Raw genomic sequence first — 16,471 nt, forward strand, 5'->3', positions numbered from 1 at the left:
CTCAGCGTCTTGTAGGATGGACGAGCCGCGCGAAGCTTCGGCTTTACGGAGGATTGCGCTCACAAACGGTCGCCCCAACGGCGTAAGCCCGAATTTTGTGAGCTGGATCATGCTGTAGTCCGGATGCGGCCAACCCCCAACCCACAAGGAATCGTTGTGCCTCAAATTACCCCCACAGATCTCGAGAACCGTACGGCCCCATCCGTCGCCGTCGACCCCACCCTCAGCGCCGAGGGCTACAGCAAGACCCTGGGCCGGCGCCATGTCACCATGATCGCCATGGGCGGCGCCATCGGCGTCGGCCTCTTCATGGGTGCCGGCGGCCGGCTGGCCTCCACCGGCCCGGCCCTGATCTTCTCCTACGCCATCGCGGGCGTCATCGCCTACCTGCTCATGCGGGCCCTGGGCGAACTCATCATGTACCGCCAGACCTCCGGCTCCTTCGTGAGCTACGCCGGCGAAATGTTCGGCAAGAAAGGCGCGTTCCTGTCCGGCTGGATGTACTTCATCAACTGGGGTATGACCGGCATCGCCGAACTGATTGCCATCGGCCTGTACTTCCAGTTCTTCTTCCCCAATGTCCCCGTGGAAGCCTCGGCCATCGCCGCCCTGGCCATCCTGGTGGCAGTGAACCTGCTCAGCGTCAAGGCGTTCGGCGAGTTCGAATTCTGGGCCTCCTGCCTCAAGGTGGGCGCCATCCTGATCTTCCTGGCGGTGGGCACCTTCATGGTGGTCACCAACGCCCGGGTGGGCGACGGCAACGCCTCGGTTGCCAACCTCTTCGCGGCCGAAGGCGGCATGTTCCCCAAGGGCGCCCTGGTGATGGTCCTGGTGCTCAACGCCGTCATCTTCGCCTACAACGGCATCGAACTGGTGGGCATCACCGCCGGTGAAATGCAGGATCCGGAACGCGAAGTGCCCAAGGCGATCCGCGCCGTCGTCCTCCGCATTGTGGTGTTCTACGTCGGCTCGGTGACCCTGCTCGCGATGCTGCTGCCGTCCGACCAGTACGTTGCCGGAACGTCCCCGTTCGTCACCGTCTTCGGCCAGATGGGCCTCGCCTGGGTGGGCGACGTGATGAACATGATCGTCATCACCGCCGCGCTGTCCTCCTGCAACTCCGGCCTGTACTCCATCGGCCGCGTGTTCCGCACCATGGCCAACAACGGCCACGCCCCGCAGTGGCTCACCAAGATGTCCAAGCGGCACGTCCCGTACGCGGCCATCCTGGCCATCGCTGCCTTCTACGCGGTAGGCATCCTGCTGAACATCTGGCTGGGCGGATCGCACGCGTTCGACCTCGCCCTCAACACCGCCTCCATCGGCGTGATCTTCTGCTGGGGCTCCATCTTCGCCAGCCAGATCGTGCTGCGCCGCCGCAAGGGCGTCACCTCCGGCCTGCCGATGCCCGGTTCGCCGTGGACCAGCTGGGCCGGACTGGTGGGCCTGCTGGCCATCACCGTCCTGATCGGCTTCGACACCATGACCAGCAAGAGCGGTGAGGTGTTCTACCTGGGCCTCTGGACCCTGGCCACCATCCCGTTCTTCGCCGTGGTCCTGTGGCTGGGCTGGCAGAAGGTCAAGAACAACGAGCCGAAGAGCGCGCTCTACAGCTAACGGCTCACCCAAGCAGTGCATACGACGGCGGGACGCCCCTTGGGAGGGGAGTCCCGCCGTCGGCGTTTCCCTGCATCGATTGCTCCGCAACTGCCGTTTTGGGGCCTCAAAAGGACCGCTACGGAGCAATCGATGGTGCCGGAGCGGTGGTGCGGAGCGCGCCGCCGGGGCAGACTGGGGCTTGTGGGCGAACCCTGGGTGCTGCATGTGGACCTTGACCAGTTCATCGCGGCCGTCGAAGTGCTCCGCCGGCCCGAGCTTGCGGGCAAGGCGGTGATTGTCGGCGGCCGCGGCGATCCCACCGAACGGGCGGTGGTGTCCACGGCATCCTACGAAGCCAGGGCGTACGGCGTCGGCTCGGGGATGCCGCTGCGCATCGCCGCGCGGAAAGTGCCCGATGCCGTCATCCTGCCGGTCGACCATGAAGCCTACCTGGAGGCGTCCGAACAGGTCATGGCGGTGCTGCGCTCGCAGCCGGGCGCTACCGTCCAGGTGCTCGGCTGGGACGAGGCGTTTGTTGGCGTGCAGACGGATGATCCGGACGCCTACGCCCGGCAACTGCAGCAGGCCGTGCTCGGGGCGACCCGGCTGCACTGCAGCGTGGGTATCGGCGACACCCTTCTCCGCGCCAAGGTGGCGACGACGTTCGGCAAGCCGGCCGGCGTCTTCCGGCTCACGGCAGGCAATTGGCTGGACGTCATGGGGAGCCGGCCCACCATCGAGCTGTGGGGCGTGGGAACGAAAGTGTCCCAGCGGCTCGCCAAGCTTGGCATCCGGACGGTGGCCGAGCTGGCAGCGTCCAACCCTGACGACCTTGTCCCCGAGTTCGGCCCGAAGATGGGTCCCTGGTATGCGCAGCTGGGCCGCGGCGACGGCGGACGGACAGTTGATGACACACCCTGGGTGGCGCGCGGGCACAGCCGTGAAACCACCTTCCAGCGCGACCTGACCGGGCCGGGGCAGATTGACGGTGCCGTCAGGGAGCTGGCGGCGCACGTGCTGGAGGATGTCGCGGCAGAGGGCCGGCCGGTGGTCGGGCTGACGCTCAAGGTCCGCTATGCACCGTTCATCACCAAGACGTATGCCCGGAAGATCCCCGAGACCTCGGACCCGGCGGAAGTGCTCGCCCGGGTCCTGGACCTGGTGGCGAAGATCGAGCCGGGCCGCCCCATCAGGCTCCTGGGGCTGCGGGCCGAAATGACGATGCCGGACGACTCCCGGCAGGGGCACACCCCCACCCGCAGCGGCTGGTGACGGGCCCCTGATCGCTCAGGTACCGCGCAAACAGAACGGCGGCGGATCCCGTGGGATCCACCGCCGTGTCGCTCTGTTGCAGCCGCCCGGTCCGGCCGGGCCTGCCGCATGCAGGGGCTAGTCGCGCTTGAACTCGTCCTTGACGCTTTCGCCGACCTTCTTGGCGTCAGCCTTGACCTGGTCCGCCTGGCCTTCAGCCTTCAGGCGGTCATTGTCGGTGGCGTTGCCGGCCGCTTCCTTGGCCTTGCCGCCCATGTCTTCCGCTGCGTTACTGATCTTGTCTCCGAGGCCCATGGTGTGTGGCCTCCTTTCGTTTCCGTTGACCAAAACAATGCATTTTCACACTAACACGAAGCATGCTTACTAATTCAAGCCTTTGGGCGCCTGCTGCGGGCAGCGCCTGTTGATTCTCCGTACCCGCCGCTAGGCTCGAAACCATGGACCACAGCCTCAGCCTCACCCAGCACATCCAGGCGCCACCCGAGAAAGTCTGGTCCGTCATCACGGACATCCCGGGCTCCGCGGCCACCCTCTCCGGAGTGGACTCGATCCAGCTCCTGACAGATGGCCCCTACGGTGAGGGGACCCGCTGGAAGGAGACCCGGAAGATGCTGGGCAAAGCGGAAACGGTGGAGATGTGGGTGGCCGAGGCTGAGCGGAACCGCAGCACCACCGTCAAGGCAGTCCAGGGCGGCGCGGACTACACCACGCGGTTCAGCCTGGCCCCGCGCGACGGCGGAACGGACCTCACCCTCACCTTCGGGGCCGAGGTCATCAAGCCCACCCTGGCCAGCAGGATCATGATGCTGCTGTTCGGCAGGATGGGCATGGCTGCCACCCGCAAAGCCCTGGCCAAGGACCTCACGGAAATAGCGGCGAAGGCGGAAACGCTGTAGTGGCCGCGCGCATCCCGCGGAAGGGCGGCCCCGACGCGGCTGCGCCGCGGCTCACTCCCGTGCGGCTCGAGAACCTCACGGACATCGCCGTGCCGGACTTCCGGCGCGGCGGGAGGTACGACGGCGAGCGGTACAGCCGCGTGGCTGCCGACGGGCTGGAGCTGGGCGGCACCGACTTCGCCGGATGCGAGTTCCGGGGCGCGTCCTTCAATGAGGCGCAGCTCCGCGGCTCCACCTTCCGTGACTGCATCCTCGCGGAGCTGTACGCCCCGGTTTTCCGGGCGGCGCGGTCAACCTGGCGGGAGGTGGAGATCCGCAATCCCCGGCTGGGGTCCGCCGAACTGCATGAGAGCGGCTGGCAGTCGGTCCACATCGACGGCGGCAAGCTGGATTTCCTCAACCTGCGGGGCGCAAAGCTCACGGACGTCCTGATCACCGGCTGCATCATCAACGAGCTGGACCTGGGCTCGGCCGCCGCAACCCGGGTGGCGCTGAAGGACTGCACCATCGGATCCCTGGATGTCAGCGGGGCCAGGCTGAAGGACTTTGACGTTCGCGGCACGGAATTCCGGAGCATCAGCGGACTCGGCAGCGTGGCCGGCATGGTCATAGATGAGTACCAGCTGGGCCTCCTCGCGCCGCTGCTGGCAGCCCATCTGGGCCTCACTGTCCGCTAGGCCTTATCCGGTATCCACGGATCAGCCCTCCCGTGTACTATTTACAGAACGAACGGTCGGTAAGTGGGGGAGCTGCCGGCTGCAGATGACAGTGCCGTTTATCGCGTGAAGGGTGTTTCCATGGCTGCAACCGCAGGTCCGCAGGCTTTCCTTGTTGGCGGGGTCCGAACGCCGGTGGGCAGATACGGCGGGGCGCTCTCGTCGGTCCGCCCCGATGACCTGGCAGCCCTGGTTCTCCGGGAGGCGGTGGCCCGGGCGGGACTGGATCCGGACAGCATTGACGAGGTCATCCTGGGCAATGCCAACGGGGCCGGCGAAGAGAACCGCAACGTGGCCCGCATGGCAACCCTGCTGGCCGGACTTCCCCTCCACATCCCCGGGATCACAGTGAACCGGCTCTGCGCCTCCGGCCTGAGCGCCATCATCCAGGCCAGCCACATGATCAAGGCCGGAGCCGCGGATATCGTGATCGCCGGCGGCGTGGAATCGATGAGCCGGGCGCCGTGGGTCCAGGAAAAGCCCACCGCCGCCTTCGCGAAGCCCGGGCAGATTTTCGACACCTCCATCGGCTGGCGCTTCACCAACCCGCTGTTCCACAAGGGCGGGCTGTCCCGGGACGGCAAGATGACCTACTCCATGCCGGAGACTGCCGAAGAGGTGGCCCGTGTGGACAACATTTCCCGTGAGGACGCCGACGCCTTCGCCGTCCGCTCCCACCAGCGGGCCCTGGACGCCATCGCAGCCGGGCGGTTCAAGGACGAAATCGTTCCCGTCACCGTCAGGACCCGCAAGTCCGAGAACGTCGTGGACACCGATGAAGGGCCCCGTGAGGGCACCACCCTGGACGTCCTCGCAGGACTGAAACCGGTAACCCACGGCGGATCCGTGGTCACTGCAGGCAACTCCTCCTCCCTCAACGACGGAGCCTCAGCGATCATCGTCGCCTCGGAAGCAGCCATCGAGCGGCTGGGCCTGACGCCCCGCGCGCGGATCATCGACGGCGCCTCCGCAGGCTGTGAACCCGAGATCATGGGCATCGGCCCGGTGCCGGCCACGCAGAAGGTCCTCAAGCGCAGCGGACTCAGCGTAGGCGACCTTGCCGCCGTCGAACTTAACGAGGCCTTTGCCACGCAGTCCCTTGCCTGCATCCGGCGCCTTGGCCTGGAACAGGACATTGTGAACAACGACGGCGGCGCGATCGCCCTGGGGCACCCGCTCGGTTCCAGCGGGGCACGGATCGCCATCACCCTGCTGGGGCGCATGGAGCGCGAGGACGCCAGGATCGGCCTGGCCACCATGTGCATCGGCGTGGGCCAGGGCACTGCGATGCTGCTGGAGAAGGTCTGATGCCCGCGGCTGTGGACCTGGCCGCGGAGAAGTTCCACGCCCTCCTGGTGGAGGAACGCGGCGACCGGGTGGTGGTGCTGCTCAACCGGCCCGAGGTGCGCAACGCCATCGACCAGCAGATGGTGGACGAGCTGCATGTGGTCTGCACGGCGCTGGAACAGAACCCCAAGGTGCTGATCATTGCCGGCGTGGACGGGGTGTTTGCCTCCGGCGCGGACATCGGCCAGCTGCGCGAGCGGCGCCGGGACGATGCCCTGCAGGGCATCAACTCCACCATCTTCGTCCGGATCGCCAAGCTGCCCATGCCGGTCATCGCGGCACTTGACGGCTACTGCCTGGGCGGCGGGGCGGAACTCGCGTACGCCGCCGACTTCCGGATCGGAACCCCCGGTGTCCGCATCGGCAACCCCGAAACCGGGCTGGGAATCCTCGCCGCTGCCGGCGCCAGCTGGCGGCTGAAGGAACTGGTGGGCGAACCGGTGGCCAAGCAGATCCTCCTGGCCGGCAGGATCCTGGGCGCCGACGAAGCCCTGGCCGTTAACCTCATTACCGAGGTCCACGAGCCGGCGGGGCTCCTGGACGCCGCGCACAACCTGGCGGACAGGATCGGACGGCAGGATCCGCTGGCCGTGCGCATCACCAAGTCCGTGTTCCACGCCCCTGCGGAAGCACACCCCCTGATCGACCAGCTGGCCCAGGGCATCCTCTTCGAATCCGAGGCCAAGTTCGACCGGATGCAGGCGTTCCTGGACAAGAACGCAGCCAAGAAGGCCCGGAAGGCCGACAAGAACGCAGCCGGGAGCGCCGCTGCCGAGACCGGAGAAAAGAACTGATGAACACATCGAGACCTGCCCCCGGCCTGCCATCTGGTCTTCCCGTCTTCGTCGGTGTCCTGGGCGGCGGCCGCATGGGCGCCGGCATTGCCCATGCCTTCCTGGTCAAGGGTGCCGACGTGCTGGTGGTGGAGCGCGATGACCAGTCCGCGGAGGCTGCCCGGGAACGGGTGGAATCGGCTGCTGCCAAGAGCATCGAGCGGGGCATGACGGACGCGAACCTCGATGAGATGGCGTCCCGGCTCACCGTGGGCGTGGACTACGACGCGTTCGCGGACCGGCAGCTGGTGGTGGAAGCCGTTCCCGAGGACTGGGACCTGAAAGTCACCTCACTGCGCGGAATCGAGGAGCGGCTGGCCGATGACGCCTATCTCGCCTCCAACACGTCATCGCTTTCCGTCAACGGACTGGCCGGTGAACTGAAGCGGCCAGGGAACTTCCTGGGCCTCCACTTCTTCAACCCGGTCCCGGCGTCCACCCTCATCGAAGTGGTGCTGGGGGAGCGCACGTCCCCCGAACTTGCCGCCGCCGCGAAAAGGTGGGTCGAGGCACTCGGCAAGACCGCCGTCGTGGTCAATGACGCCCCGGGATTCGCGTCCTCACGGCTGGGCGTGGCCATCGCCCTCGAGGCGATGCGCATGGTGGAGGAGGGCGTAGCCAGCGCCGAGGACATCGACAACGCCATGGTCCTGGGCTACAAGCACCCCACCGGACCGCTGCGGACCACGGACATCGTGGGGCTGGATGTCCGGCTGGGCATCGCCGAGTACCTGCACTCCACGCTCGGTGAGCGCTTCGCCCCGCCCCGGATCCTCAAGGAGAAGGTGGCCCGGGGGAGCTGGGACGGAAGTCCGGCAAGGGTTTCTTTGACTGGCCCAGCCAGGGGACCGCGGGTTAGTCGAAAAGCCCGACGATATAGCCGATGAAATACAGGAGGAACAGCAGCACGCCGGCTCCGATGGCTCCAAGCCAGAAGACCTGCTGTCCCTTCCCGGACCCCTTCTGCCGGGGCTCCTGGGTGCCTGCCACCGACCCTTCACCGGGAGGCGTTTCGCCCGGCGGCACGCCACCGCCGGGCTCCAGGCCTGTGATCTTGTCGTCCTCCGGGTCCGGATTGGTTCCTGACACGTAAACTCCCTTGCTCGCCGTCCTGGGTGTTTCCCCAGCGTAACCGTGGCGTGGTGGTTGCACCTAGGCTGGTGCCGTGACTTTCCTGGAACCCCTTACCCTCACTGGCAGGTATGTAACCCTGGAACCCTTGTCCGGGGATCACCACGACGGCCTGGTGGACGCGGCCCGGGACGGTGAGCTGTGGCGGCTCTGGTACACCTCGGTGCCGTCGCCGGAGCAGATGGCCGAGGAGATCGAGCGGCGGCTCGCCCTGCAGGAGCAGGGCTCCATGCTGCCCTTCACCACCCGGCTGACCGATCCGGCCACCGGAGGCCCCGGGCGGATCCTCGGCATGACCACCTACATGAATATCGACGCCGGTACTCCCCGCGTGGAGATCGGCTCCACCTGGAACGCCGCGTCCGTCCACGGCACCGGCACGAACCCCGAGTCCAAGCTGTTGCTCCTGCGGCACGCGTTCGAGGCTGTTGGCTGCCCTGCCGTGGAGTTTCGGACGCACTGGCTCAACCACCAGTCGCGGGAGGCCATCGCCCGGCTCGGGGCCAAGCAGGACGGCGTGCTCCGCAGCCATTCCCGGACCCGCGACGGGCTTCTCCGTGACACGGTGGTGTACTCCATCCTGGAGCACGAATGGCCCATGGTCCGGGCCGGCCTCGAGTACAGGCTGGCCCGGCGTGGGCAGGGGCTTGGCTGAACTACGTTATGACGTGCGTCTCCTGTGGCCAGTGTGATTAACTTTGCCAATGAGGAAACCGGGCGGATCCATGGACTGGCATGGTGCTGTCAACGCGTGGCATGTGGCCGGCGGGGTGTACCGGATGGGGCGGCGGGAATGGCTCACGGAAGCGGGCTGGCAGCAGGCGTACGACGACGGCATCCGCACCGTGATCGATCTCCGCAACGCTGCGGAGGCGCGGCGCCGCAGCACGGACCCGGTGGTGGGCGGGGCGGCCTGGTCCGGCATGACTGTCGTTTCGGCGCCCACGGAGGAGCCGAACCATCCGCAGTTCACCGCGGTGGCCGGGCCCTACCTCAACGATCCTGCCCACTACGCGGAGAACGCCCGGCTCTTTCCGGGCAAGCTGGTGGGCGTCTTCAAGGAGCTGGCCGCCGCCTCCGTCCGGGGCGGCGCGGTGCTGCACTGCGCGGCCGGGCGTGACCGCAGCGGCATGGTGGCCGCCATGGTCCAGGACCTCGCGGGGGACTCCCGCCAGGACATTGCCGACGGCTACCGGCGCGCAGCCCGCGGCATCAATGAGCGCTACCGCACCCATGGGCCGCCCCATGCACGGGAACGCTACTTGCCCGAGGATGAACTTGGCCCCCTCCTCCAGTCGCGCGGAGAAGCCGTGGCCCACTTCGTGCGGACCCTGGACACGCGCGCTTTCCTGCTGGCCAACGGACTGAGTGTCCCCGAGCTGGATGCGGTGCTGTCCCTCTGCGGAGCCGCCCGCGTCAAGGAACCACAATGAGAACCGGTGCAGCGTTCCGCCGGGGCAAACGCGGTGTTGCCCTGGGCGCCGCCGCCGGCGTCCTCGCCGCATCCGTCCTGGGTTACGCTCCCGGCTGGGCCATGACGGAGGCGGAGGACGCGGCGCCGCCGGCTCCGGCTGCAACGTCCGGCCCTGCTGCCACTGCACCCGCCGCGGAAACGGGGAGCGCCGGGCTTTCGGAGGAGGGCCTCGCCGACGCGGTCCGGCGGGACCTGGGCCTCACCCCTGAGCAGTTCAATGCGGCAGGGGAGCTGGGCAGCCGGGCAGCTGCTGCCGCCAGCCGGCTGCGCGGCGTTCCCGGCTATACAGGCATCAGGCTGCAGGACAACAGAATCATCGTGAGTGGTACGGGGGCCGAGCTGCAGTCGGCCGTCGACCGGCTGTCCGGCAGCCTGGCTGGCCTCAACCTTGAAGCGCCCGGCAGTTCAGCGTCGCAGCCCGCACCTGCTCCGGTTCCTGCGGCGACGGCCGCTCCCGGATCCCAAATCGCCGTGAGCACCGAACAGCTGTTCCACGCCTATCTGCGCGAGGTCGGAACCGCCGGCCTGCAGGCAGTGGTCTATTCCGGCGGCAAATTCGTCATCCGGACGGGCAGCATCGCCGCAGCCCAGGCAACGCAGGGCACGGGCGGGGCGCCCTCCACCCCGCCTGGCACGCTGGACACCACTGCCGCCCCCGGCAAGATATCGCCGTCGGAATTCGTCGCGAGGTACGCCAACGTAGTGCTCGACGGCGGCGCGCCCCTTAAGCCTGAGGCGGAGGTCCCGGGCGGGGTGGGTTACCAAACGGACAAAGGCGAAATCTGCTCCACGGGATTTTCCGCGTTTGATCCCTCGGGCCTGCCCGCGGTCCTCACGGCCGGGCACTGCACAGGTGACGGCGCGGCCACAACCGCGGACCTGTTGCTTCAGGGCGTGCCTGCCGGGCCCTTGGGTGCCTTCGAATTCAGCCAGCTGGGCGGGCCCGGCAATTCGAGGGTGCTGGACCCGAATATTCCCACGAACCAGGACGGCGCGGCACTTGAGGACCCCGGCAACGTGGGAACCGACATTGCGGTCGTCGGAGCGCTCAGCCCTGAACAGGACCCGGTGCCGGCCGCCAGCACGCACGGTGACACGCTGCAGCCGGGACCGGACGTCAAAATCATCGGCACCGCCAGTCCGGTGGTTGGCATGGAGGTCTGCCGTTCGGGCTGGCGGACGGGATGGTCCTGCGGAACCGTGAGCGCCGTGGGGATCTTTTTGGTGGGAGGACCCGCCTATCCCGCGGACCCTGCCGATGTCCGCGCCTTCAACGGTTTCCTGTCCTACGACGTGCAATCCAGCGGCGGTGACTCCGGCGGTCCGTGGATCAGCGGAAACTACGCGGTAGGGACGCACAGCGCCGGCGACGACCCCCAGCCCAACGAACCCCCGCCGCCCAACTTCGCCGTCGCGGCTACCTTGGAGGGATCCCTGAAGGTCCTGCCCGGCTACCAACTGGAGCTCTTCCTCAACAAGCCGCTGGTTTCCTCGCCCGCGCCCGGCGGCGCCTATGAACCCGGACAGGTCGTCAGCGGAACCGTTCCAGCCGCCCCGGCCTCGGCCGTTGCCGCCGGGTCCGCCGTGCGGATTACCCTCCAGGGGCAGGAGCCGTTCGAGGTCCCGGTGAATGCTGACGGAAGCTGGAGTTTCACGGCACCGGACGGCAGGCAGACGCTCCGGTTCACCGCGGAGACGGTCAACGGCTTCAGCGTCTCGGGCGCCGCGGATTTCGGGTTTGCCCCTGTTGCACCGGCCCAACCCGCGCCGGCAGAACCCGTTCCGGCAGCGCCTGCCGACCCGGCTCCCGTCCCGGAGCCTCCGGCAGCCGCTGGTCCGGTACCGGCCGAACCTGCCCCTACAAATCCAGTCCCGGCAAATCCAGCCCCGGCGGACCCGGCCCCGTCCCCAACAGCTCCAGCCCCGGGGGACGACGGCGCCGCCGTCGTCCCCGGTCCGGCGTCCACCCCTCCTGCTGGCCTGGCGGACACGGGCGGCAACGCCAGGGACGCGGCGGACGGGGGCAACCTCGCCTATACCGGCGCCAATGCCCTCCCGGCGGCGGGCGCGGCCGCGGCGGCCATCGCGGCCGGCGCGGTGCTCATGCTGCTGGTCCGGCGCCGGAGGCAGCGCACCCGGGACTAGGCTTCGGCGGCGGGCTTCTTGTGCCGCCTCATCAGCAGGTTGGTGATGCGCAGGGTGCAGAGCCGCTGGCCGGCCTCGTTGGTGATCAGTACCTCGTGGGTGGTGAGCGTGCCGCCCAGGTGGATGGGCGTGGCGGTGATGGTGATCTGCCCCTCGCGTGCGGAGCGGTGGTGGGTGGCCGAGACGTCCACGCCCACCGCGGTCTTGCCCAGGGTGCTCGCGTGGATCACCGCCGCCCAGGACCCGACGGCCTCGCCCACGGCAAGGGAGGCGCCGCCGTGGAGCAGTCCGAACGACTGCCGGTTGCCCTCCACCGGCATGGTGGCCACCACGCGCTGGACGGACTCCTCGACGATCTTCACGCCCATCTTCTCGTCCAGCTCCCCGAGCGTGATCTTCCACAGCTCGTGCGCGGAGGGCTGGTTCTCGGCAGCATCCATGGGTGACGGGGCGCTCATACATTCTCCTTTGGGTGGCCGGATTCAGTCCCGGCCTTCTAGTGTGCAGCACGGCACTTCATGTATGGTGAATATATTACCGAACGGACGGTCAGTAATCATTGGCCGATTCTGCCTGCCCCCTTGTTGGAAGGACCCGTCAACGATGACCACCACCGCCACAGCTCCCCAGGCCACGGTCGACACCGTGGAGACAGTGCCCAGCTTCATCATGGATTCCTGGTGGACTCCCGACGCCGGATCGGCCGGGTCCGCGACGCCCGTCAGGGACGCAAGCACGGGGGAGATCCTGGCCAAGGTGAGCACTGAAGGGCTGGACCTGGCTGCGGTCGTGGACTACGGCCGCACCACCGGCCAGCAGGAGCTCGGCCGGTTCACCTTCCACCAGCGTGCCCTCAAGCTGAAGGAGCTCGCCCAGTACCTCAATGCCCGGCGCGAGCACTTCTACACGTTCTCGGCCCAGACGGGCGCCACCAAGGTGGACTCCATGATCGATATCGACGGCGGCATCGGCGTGCTCTTCACGTTCGGTTCCAAGGGCCGGCGCGAACTGCCCAACTCGCAGGTGGTGGTGGACGGCCCCATGGAGGTCCTGTCCAAGGACGGCTCCTTCGCCGGCGAACACATCTACACCCGCATCCCCGGCGTCGCCGTGCAGATCAACGCCTTCAACTTCCCGGTCTGGGGCATGCTGGAAAAGTTCGCCCCGGCCTTCCTCGCCGGCGTCCCCACCATCGTCAAGCCCGCAACGCCCACCGGCTACGTGGCGGCCGCAGTGGTCAAGGCCATCGTCGAATCGAACATCCTGCCCAAGGGCTCGCTGCAGCTGATCTCCGGCTCCGTCCGCGGGCTGCTGGACGTCCTGGACTACCGCGACCTGGTGGCCTTCACCGGCTCCGCATCCACCGCGCTTTCCCTGAAGGCCCACCCCAACGTGGTCCAGGGCGGGGTCCGCTTCACTTCCGAAACGGACTCCCTGAACGCCGCCATCCTCGGCCCGGACGCGGTGGAAGGGACGCCTGAATTCGATGCCTTCGTAAAATCGGTGGTCACGGAAATGACGGCGAAGGCAGGGCAGAAGTGCACCGCCATCCGCCGTGCCATCGTGCCGCAGGAGCTGGTTGCCGCAGTCTCAGCGGCCATCGGCAAGCGGATCTCCGAGCGCGTTGTCCTGGGCGATCCCCGGGCCGACGGCGTCACCATGGGTGCGCTCGCTTCAGTGGAGCAGCTCCGGGACGTCCGCGCCGCCGTCCAGTCGATGCTCGACGCCGGCGGTGAGCTTGCGTACGGAACCCTCGATTCGCCGTCGGTCACCTCCGCAGACGGAACCACCGGCGTGGTGGACGGCGGGGCGTTCATGGCTCCCGTCGTCTTGAACTGGCAGGACCCTGAGGCCGAGGAAGTGCACTCGCTCGAGGCGTTCGGTCCCGTTTCGTCCGTGATCGGGTACAAGGACATTCCCGACGCCGTCCGCCTCGCCGCCCGCGGCGGCGGCTCCCTGGTGGCCTCGGTCTGCACCAACGATCCTTCCGTGGCCCGCGAACTTGTCACGGGGATCGCGGCGCACCACGGACGTGTCCTGATGCTCAACCGCGAGGACGCGCGTTCGTCAACGGGCCACGGTTCGCCCGTGCCGCACCTGGTCCACGGTGGTCCCGGCCGTGCGGGCGGCGGCGAGGAACTGGGCGGCATCCGGTCGGTGATGCACCACATGCAGCGCACGGCCATCCAGGGCTCGCCGAACATGCTCACCGCCGTCACCGGACTGTGGCACGCCGGCGCGGACCGCAACTTCACCCTGGAAACCGAGGGGACCCACCCGTTCCGGAAATCGCTGGAGACGCTGCGGATCGGTGACGCCGTCCGCTCGGACCTGCGCCAGGTCACGCTGGAGGACATCACCGCGTTTGCCAACTCCACCGGCGACACGTTCTACGCCCACACCAACCAGGAGGCCGCGGAAGCCAACCCGTTCTTCCCGGGCATCGTGGCCCACGGCTACCTCCTGCTTGCCTGGGGCGCCGGACTGTTCGTGGAGCCTGCCCCGGGCCCGGTCCTGGCCAACTACGGGCTGGAGAACCTGCGCTTCATCACCCCTGTGGCCGCAGGTGATTCGATTCGGGTGACCCTCACGGCCAAGAAGATCACCCCCCGCGAAACCGACGAATACGGCGAGGTGGCCTGGGACGCCGTGCTCACCAACCAGGACGACGAGATCGTGGCCACCTACGACGTCCTCACCCTCGTCGCCAAGTAGCCCACGCCCCCCCCGGACGCTCTATCACTTAACGCGGGTTTCCCCCGGACGCTCTCTCACTTAACGCGGGTTTCCCCCGGACGCTCTATCACCTGCCGGCGACAGGTGATAGAGCGTTGGCGCTTAAGCCGCATTAAGTGAGAGAGGGTGTGGGTCTTCCTGCGGGAAGTGAGGGAGCGCGGGGATCTTTTTGGCTGGCGGAAGCGTAAAATTCTGCCCGTAGGAGGTGGCCCTTATGAGCCTAAGAATGAACACAGCCACGACGGTCCTGCCAGTCGACGATCCAGCACGCGCCCGTAGGTTCTACACCGAAAAGCTCGGACTCCCGCTCCGCGGCAAGGCAGACGATGGAAGCGAATTGCTCGGCAGCGACGGCGGCCCGATGCTGCAGTTGTTGCCGGTTTCGGACGGTAAGCACTCCGAGCACACCGCCCTGAGCTTTGAGGTGACGGACATCGAGAGGACAGTCCGGGACATGGAGGCCAGGGGCGTCAGGTTCCAGGATTATGACCTGCCGAACCTGAGGACCGAGAACCATATCTGCACAACCGACTCGGAAAAATGTGCCTGGTTCATGGACACCGAGCACAACATCCTCTGCGTCCACGAGAAGCTGGGCGTCCAGGCCGAGTACGAGCTCTAGCGGCACAGCGAACGCCCCCAAAACACAGAAGGGCGCCCCGGGTTTCCGGGGCGCCCTGCTGCCGTTTCGGCAGGAAGCGGGGTCAGGATTCGGCGCCGCCATGCAGGCCGTCGTCGCTGCTGTCATCCTCGCGGCCGGTGCCGTGCCCGCTTTCGCTTTGATCGGAAAGGTCCATGTTGCCCCGGGCCTCCGCCATAGTGGGGCCGCCGGAGGGGACGCTGTAGGTGTCCGGGCGGATGCCGTGGGACTGTTCCTCGATCAGTGCCTGCTCTTCGCTGAAGCGGATGGCGTTGGCTTCGTCTCCGGCGTCGCCGGTTAGGTCTTCGCGGATCTTTGAGGGGTCCGGAATGATGTATCCGGCCTCTGCGTCGTCCTTGGGGTGGCTCATGTTCTTACCTTCCTATCGGGTGTTACTTGTGGGCCGGGCGATGAGGTCCGCCTTGACGTCAAGGCTCTGACCTCCCCGCTTGACCTTGAAGCCTACGGTATCGCCGGGGTTGCGGCCGCGGAGTTCCGCCAGGAGCTTCTCCGGTGCGTTCAGTTCCACGCCTTCCATCGACTCCAGCACGTCGCCCGGCCGGATGCCCGCACGTGCCGCCGGACCGCCGTCGTCCACTGCCAGGACCACGACGCCGGTACTGGCGTCAATGCCCAGCTGCTCGGCGATCTGGGCCGTAAGTTCGCCGGGCGTGAGGCCCAGGTAGGCGTGCTCGGCAGTGCCGTCCGCCAGCAGCTCCTCGGCCACCTCCACGGCCGTCGCGGCGGGAATGGCGAATCCCAAAGCCACGGCGCCTGCAGACGGCGGGATGTAGGCCTCGCTGATGCCAATGATTTCGCCGCGCATGTTGATGACGGCGCCGCCGGAGTTGCCGGGGCTGATGGGGGCATCGGTCTGGATCAGGTCCACGAGGGACAGGCTGTTGGAGGCGGAGCCCGGGATGGAGCGGTGCAGTCCCGAGATGATGCCGGCCGTGGCGGTGTTCTCGAAGCCCAGGGGAGAGCCCAGCACCACGGCCCCCTCACCAACGCGCGGCAGGTTGGCCTGGTAGACGGGTTTGGGCAGGCCGGTGCGCTTTGCCTGCACCAGGGCGAGGTCGGTGACAGGATCCGTGGCCTTGACCGTTCCCTCCACCCGCTGGCCGTCGGCAAAGGCAACTTCCACCGTGGTGTTGCCCCGGATCACGTGTTCGTTCGTGAGGATGAGGCCGTCCTCGGAATAGACAACGCCGCTGCCCAGGCCGCCCTCGGTGAAGATGGTCACCACGGACGGCGCGAGGTTCTCCACGAGCTGGGGGATGTCGCCCGCCGCGGCCGGTGCCGGGGCCGGCGAAGAGCTGCCCGGCGTGGCGGTGGAGGTGGAAGTGGGAGTGGCGGTTGTGGTGTCGCTGGGCGCCGGGGGACTTGGCGTCCCGGTGCAGCCGCTGAGGGCCAGTGCGGCCGCGAGGGCGGTGGTTCCAAGTACTGTCCGCAGGCGGTCTGTACGCCGCGGACCGCTGGCTTGGCTCATTGGTACCTCCCTGCGGATGCTGGTTTTCTACCACGGTAGCCGGGGAGCGGGCCAAATACCAAGCACGCTTATTATCCGCGTTCCGTCGCGCGCGGCGGCGCCCGGATAACGTCACCGGCGAGACGGGGCCGGGCCGTAGCCGGCGGACGCGGGGCTGCCCGGAAGGCACTGCCGAAGGGCCCTATCTGCGCTC

Annotated in this window: 16 protein-coding genes and 1 pseudogene; 12 read left to right on the forward strand and 5 right to left on the reverse strand. The window is 67.7% G+C overall.

What is annotated here, in order from left to right; translation table 11 throughout:
• The first annotated feature begins 156 nt into the window (after positions 1-156).
• On the forward strand, positions 157-1,617 hold the full coding sequence (locus tag GK109_RS13950; protein ID WP_321214319.1) for an amino acid permease: 1,461 nt from the start codon (positions 157-159) through the stop codon (positions 1,615-1,617).
• Between the two features lie 198 nt (positions 1,618-1,815).
• Positions 1,816-2,871: a DNA polymerase IV gene (locus tag GK109_RS13955; RefSeq protein ID WP_321216291.1), complete on the forward strand. Its 1,056-nt coding sequence runs from the start codon at positions 1,816-1,818 to the stop codon at positions 2,869-2,871.
• A gap of 117 nt (positions 2,872-2,988) precedes the next feature.
• On the opposite strand, the gene GK109_RS13960 is transcribed toward GK109_RS13955, so the two are convergent.
• Positions 2,989-3,165, reverse strand: coding sequence for a CsbD family protein (locus GK109_RS13960; RefSeq protein ID WP_104998934.1), 177 nt, complete (start codon positions 3,163-3,165; stop codon positions 2,989-2,991).
• 143 nt (positions 3,166-3,308) lie between these two features.
• Between GK109_RS13960 and GK109_RS13965 the strand changes: the two genes are divergently transcribed.
• The 5 genes and pseudogenes from GK109_RS13965 to GK109_RS13985 all read left to right on the forward strand — a co-directional run bounded on the left by GK109_RS13965 (position 3,309) and on the right by GK109_RS13985 (position 7,522).
• A complete protein-coding gene (locus GK109_RS13965) occupies positions 3,309-3,767 on the forward strand; it encodes an SRPBCC family protein (protein ID WP_157241277.1) in 459 nt (152 codons plus the stop codon).
• Positions 3,767-4,444 (forward strand): pentapeptide repeat-containing protein, encoded by a 678-nt coding sequence (locus GK109_RS13970; RefSeq protein ID WP_370460587.1) that lies wholly within the window; start codon positions 3,767-3,769, stop codon positions 4,442-4,444. The genes GK109_RS13965 and GK109_RS13970 overlap by 1 nt, the downstream gene beginning before the upstream one ends.
• A gap of 120 nt (positions 4,445-4,564) precedes the next feature.
• Entirely contained in the window at positions 4,565-5,791 is a 1,227-nt protein-coding gene (locus tag GK109_RS13975; protein WP_157241279.1) for an acetyl-CoA C-acyltransferase, read from the forward strand.
• A complete protein-coding gene (locus GK109_RS13980) occupies positions 5,791-6,624 on the forward strand; it encodes an enoyl-CoA hydratase/isomerase family protein (RefSeq protein ID WP_157241281.1) in 834 nt (277 codons plus the stop codon). The genes GK109_RS13975 and GK109_RS13980 overlap by 1 nt, the downstream gene beginning before the upstream one ends.
• A pseudogene (locus GK109_RS13985) lies at positions 6,624-7,522 on the forward strand (3-hydroxyacyl-CoA dehydrogenase family protein). The gene GK109_RS13980 and the pseudogene GK109_RS13985 overlap by 1 nt, the downstream one beginning before the upstream one ends.
• Here the strand turns inward: GK109_RS13985 and GK109_RS13990 are convergent.
• A complete protein-coding gene (locus GK109_RS13990; protein WP_104998929.1) occupies positions 7,519-7,752 on the reverse strand; it encodes a DUF6480 family protein in 234 nt (77 codons plus the stop codon). The pseudogene GK109_RS13985 and the gene GK109_RS13990 sit on opposite strands and share 4 nt — an antisense overlap.
• Positions 7,753-7,828: 76 nt before the next feature.
• On the opposite strand from GK109_RS13990, the gene GK109_RS13995 reads away from it, so the two are divergent.
• The 3 genes from GK109_RS13995 to GK109_RS14005 are packed head-to-tail and all read left to right on the forward strand — an operon-like array spanning position 7,829 to position 11,413.
• A complete protein-coding gene (locus GK109_RS13995) occupies positions 7,829-8,449 on the forward strand; it encodes a GNAT family N-acetyltransferase (protein WP_370460588.1) in 621 nt (206 codons plus the stop codon).
• A 49-nt stretch (positions 8,450-8,498) separates the two neighbouring features.
• Complete coding sequence (locus GK109_RS14000) at positions 8,499-9,227, forward strand: tyrosine-protein phosphatase (RefSeq protein ID WP_231754861.1); 729 nt, start codon at positions 8,499-8,501, stop codon at positions 9,225-9,227.
• Entirely contained in the window at positions 9,224-11,413 is a 2,190-nt protein-coding gene (locus tag GK109_RS14005) for a S1 family peptidase (protein ID WP_157241283.1), read from the forward strand. Before GK109_RS14000 ends, GK109_RS14005 begins: the two co-directional genes overlap by 4 nt.
• Here GK109_RS14005 and GK109_RS14010 read toward each other — a convergent pair.
• Positions 11,410-11,871: a PaaI family thioesterase gene (locus tag GK109_RS14010; RefSeq protein ID WP_157241285.1), complete on the reverse strand. Its 462-nt coding sequence runs from the start codon at positions 11,869-11,871 to the stop codon at positions 11,410-11,412. The genes GK109_RS14005 and GK109_RS14010 overlap by 4 nt on opposite strands.
• Positions 11,872-12,016: 145 nt before the next feature.
• Between GK109_RS14010 and paaZ the strand changes: the two genes are divergently transcribed.
• Together paaZ and GK109_RS14020 are read left to right on the forward strand one after the other, a co-directional pair.
• On the forward strand, positions 12,017-14,128 hold the full coding sequence (gene paaZ, locus GK109_RS14015; protein ID WP_157241287.1) for a phenylacetic acid degradation bifunctional protein PaaZ: 2,112 nt from the start codon (positions 12,017-12,019) through the stop codon (positions 14,126-14,128).
• Between the two features lie 247 nt (positions 14,129-14,375).
• Positions 14,376-14,771: a VOC family protein gene (locus tag GK109_RS14020; RefSeq protein ID WP_231754862.1), complete on the forward strand. Its 396-nt coding sequence runs from the start codon at positions 14,376-14,378 to the stop codon at positions 14,769-14,771.
• 82 nt (positions 14,772-14,853) lie between these two features.
• Here GK109_RS14020 and GK109_RS14025 read toward each other — a convergent pair whose 3' ends face one another.
• Together GK109_RS14025 and GK109_RS14030 are read right to left on the reverse strand one after the other, a co-directional pair.
• Positions 14,854-15,159 (reverse strand): hypothetical protein, encoded by a 306-nt coding sequence (locus GK109_RS14025; RefSeq protein WP_157241291.1) that lies wholly within the window; start codon positions 15,157-15,159, stop codon positions 14,854-14,856.
• Positions 15,160-15,171: 12 nt separating this feature from the next.
• The gene (locus tag GK109_RS14030; RefSeq protein WP_157241293.1) at positions 15,172-16,278 is read right to left on the reverse strand and encodes a S1C family serine protease; all 1,107 of its coding nucleotides are present in this window, start codon (positions 16,276-16,278) and stop codon (positions 15,172-15,174) included.
• Positions 16,279-16,471 lie beyond the last annotated feature (193 nt).

Source organism: Pseudarthrobacter sp. GA104, assembly GCF_009741265.1.
In the GTDB taxonomy this organism is placed as follows: domain Bacteria; phylum Actinomycetota; class Actinomycetes; order Actinomycetales; family Micrococcaceae; genus Arthrobacter.

Bases quoted from the DNA above. Each gene is read 5' to 3' on its own strand.
- GK109_RS13965 (WP_157241277.1), top strand. From the start codon at position 3,309: ATGGACCACAGCCTCAGCCTCACCCAGCACATCCAGGCGCCACCCGAG.
- GK109_RS13975 (WP_157241279.1), top strand. From the start codon at position 4,565: ATGGCTGCAACCGCAGGTCCGCAGGCTTTCCTTGTTGGCGGGGTCCGA.
- GK109_RS14025 (WP_157241291.1), bottom strand. From the start codon at position 15,159: ATGAGCCACCCCAAGGACGACGCAGAGGCCGGATACATCATTCCGGAC.
- GK109_RS14020 (WP_231754862.1), top strand. From the start codon at position 14,376: ATGAACACAGCCACGACGGTCCTGCCAGTCGACGATCCAGCACGCGCC.
- GK109_RS14005 (WP_157241283.1), top strand. From the start codon at position 9,224: ATGAGAACCGGTGCAGCGTTCCGCCGGGGCAAACGCGGTGTTGCCCTG.
- GK109_RS13960 (WP_104998934.1), bottom strand. From the start codon at position 3,165: ATGGGCCTCGGAGACAAGATCAGTAACGCAGCGGAAGACATGGGCGGC.
- paaZ (WP_157241287.1), top strand. From the start codon at position 12,017: ATGACCACCACCGCCACAGCTCCCCAGGCCACGGTCGACACCGTGGAG.
- GK109_RS14000 (WP_231754861.1), top strand. From the start codon at position 8,499: ATGAGGAAACCGGGCGGATCCATGGACTGGCATGGTGCTGTCAACGCG.
- GK109_RS14030 (WP_157241293.1), bottom strand. From the start codon at position 16,278: ATGAGCCAAGCCAGCGGTCCGCGGCGTACAGACCGCCTGCGGACAGTA.
- GK109_RS14010 (WP_157241285.1), bottom strand. From the start codon at position 11,871: ATGAGCGCCCCGTCACCCATGGATGCTGCCGAGAACCAGCCCTCCGCG.
- GK109_RS13980 (WP_157241281.1), top strand. From the start codon at position 5,791: ATGCCCGCGGCTGTGGACCTGGCCGCGGAGAAGTTCCACGCCCTCCTG.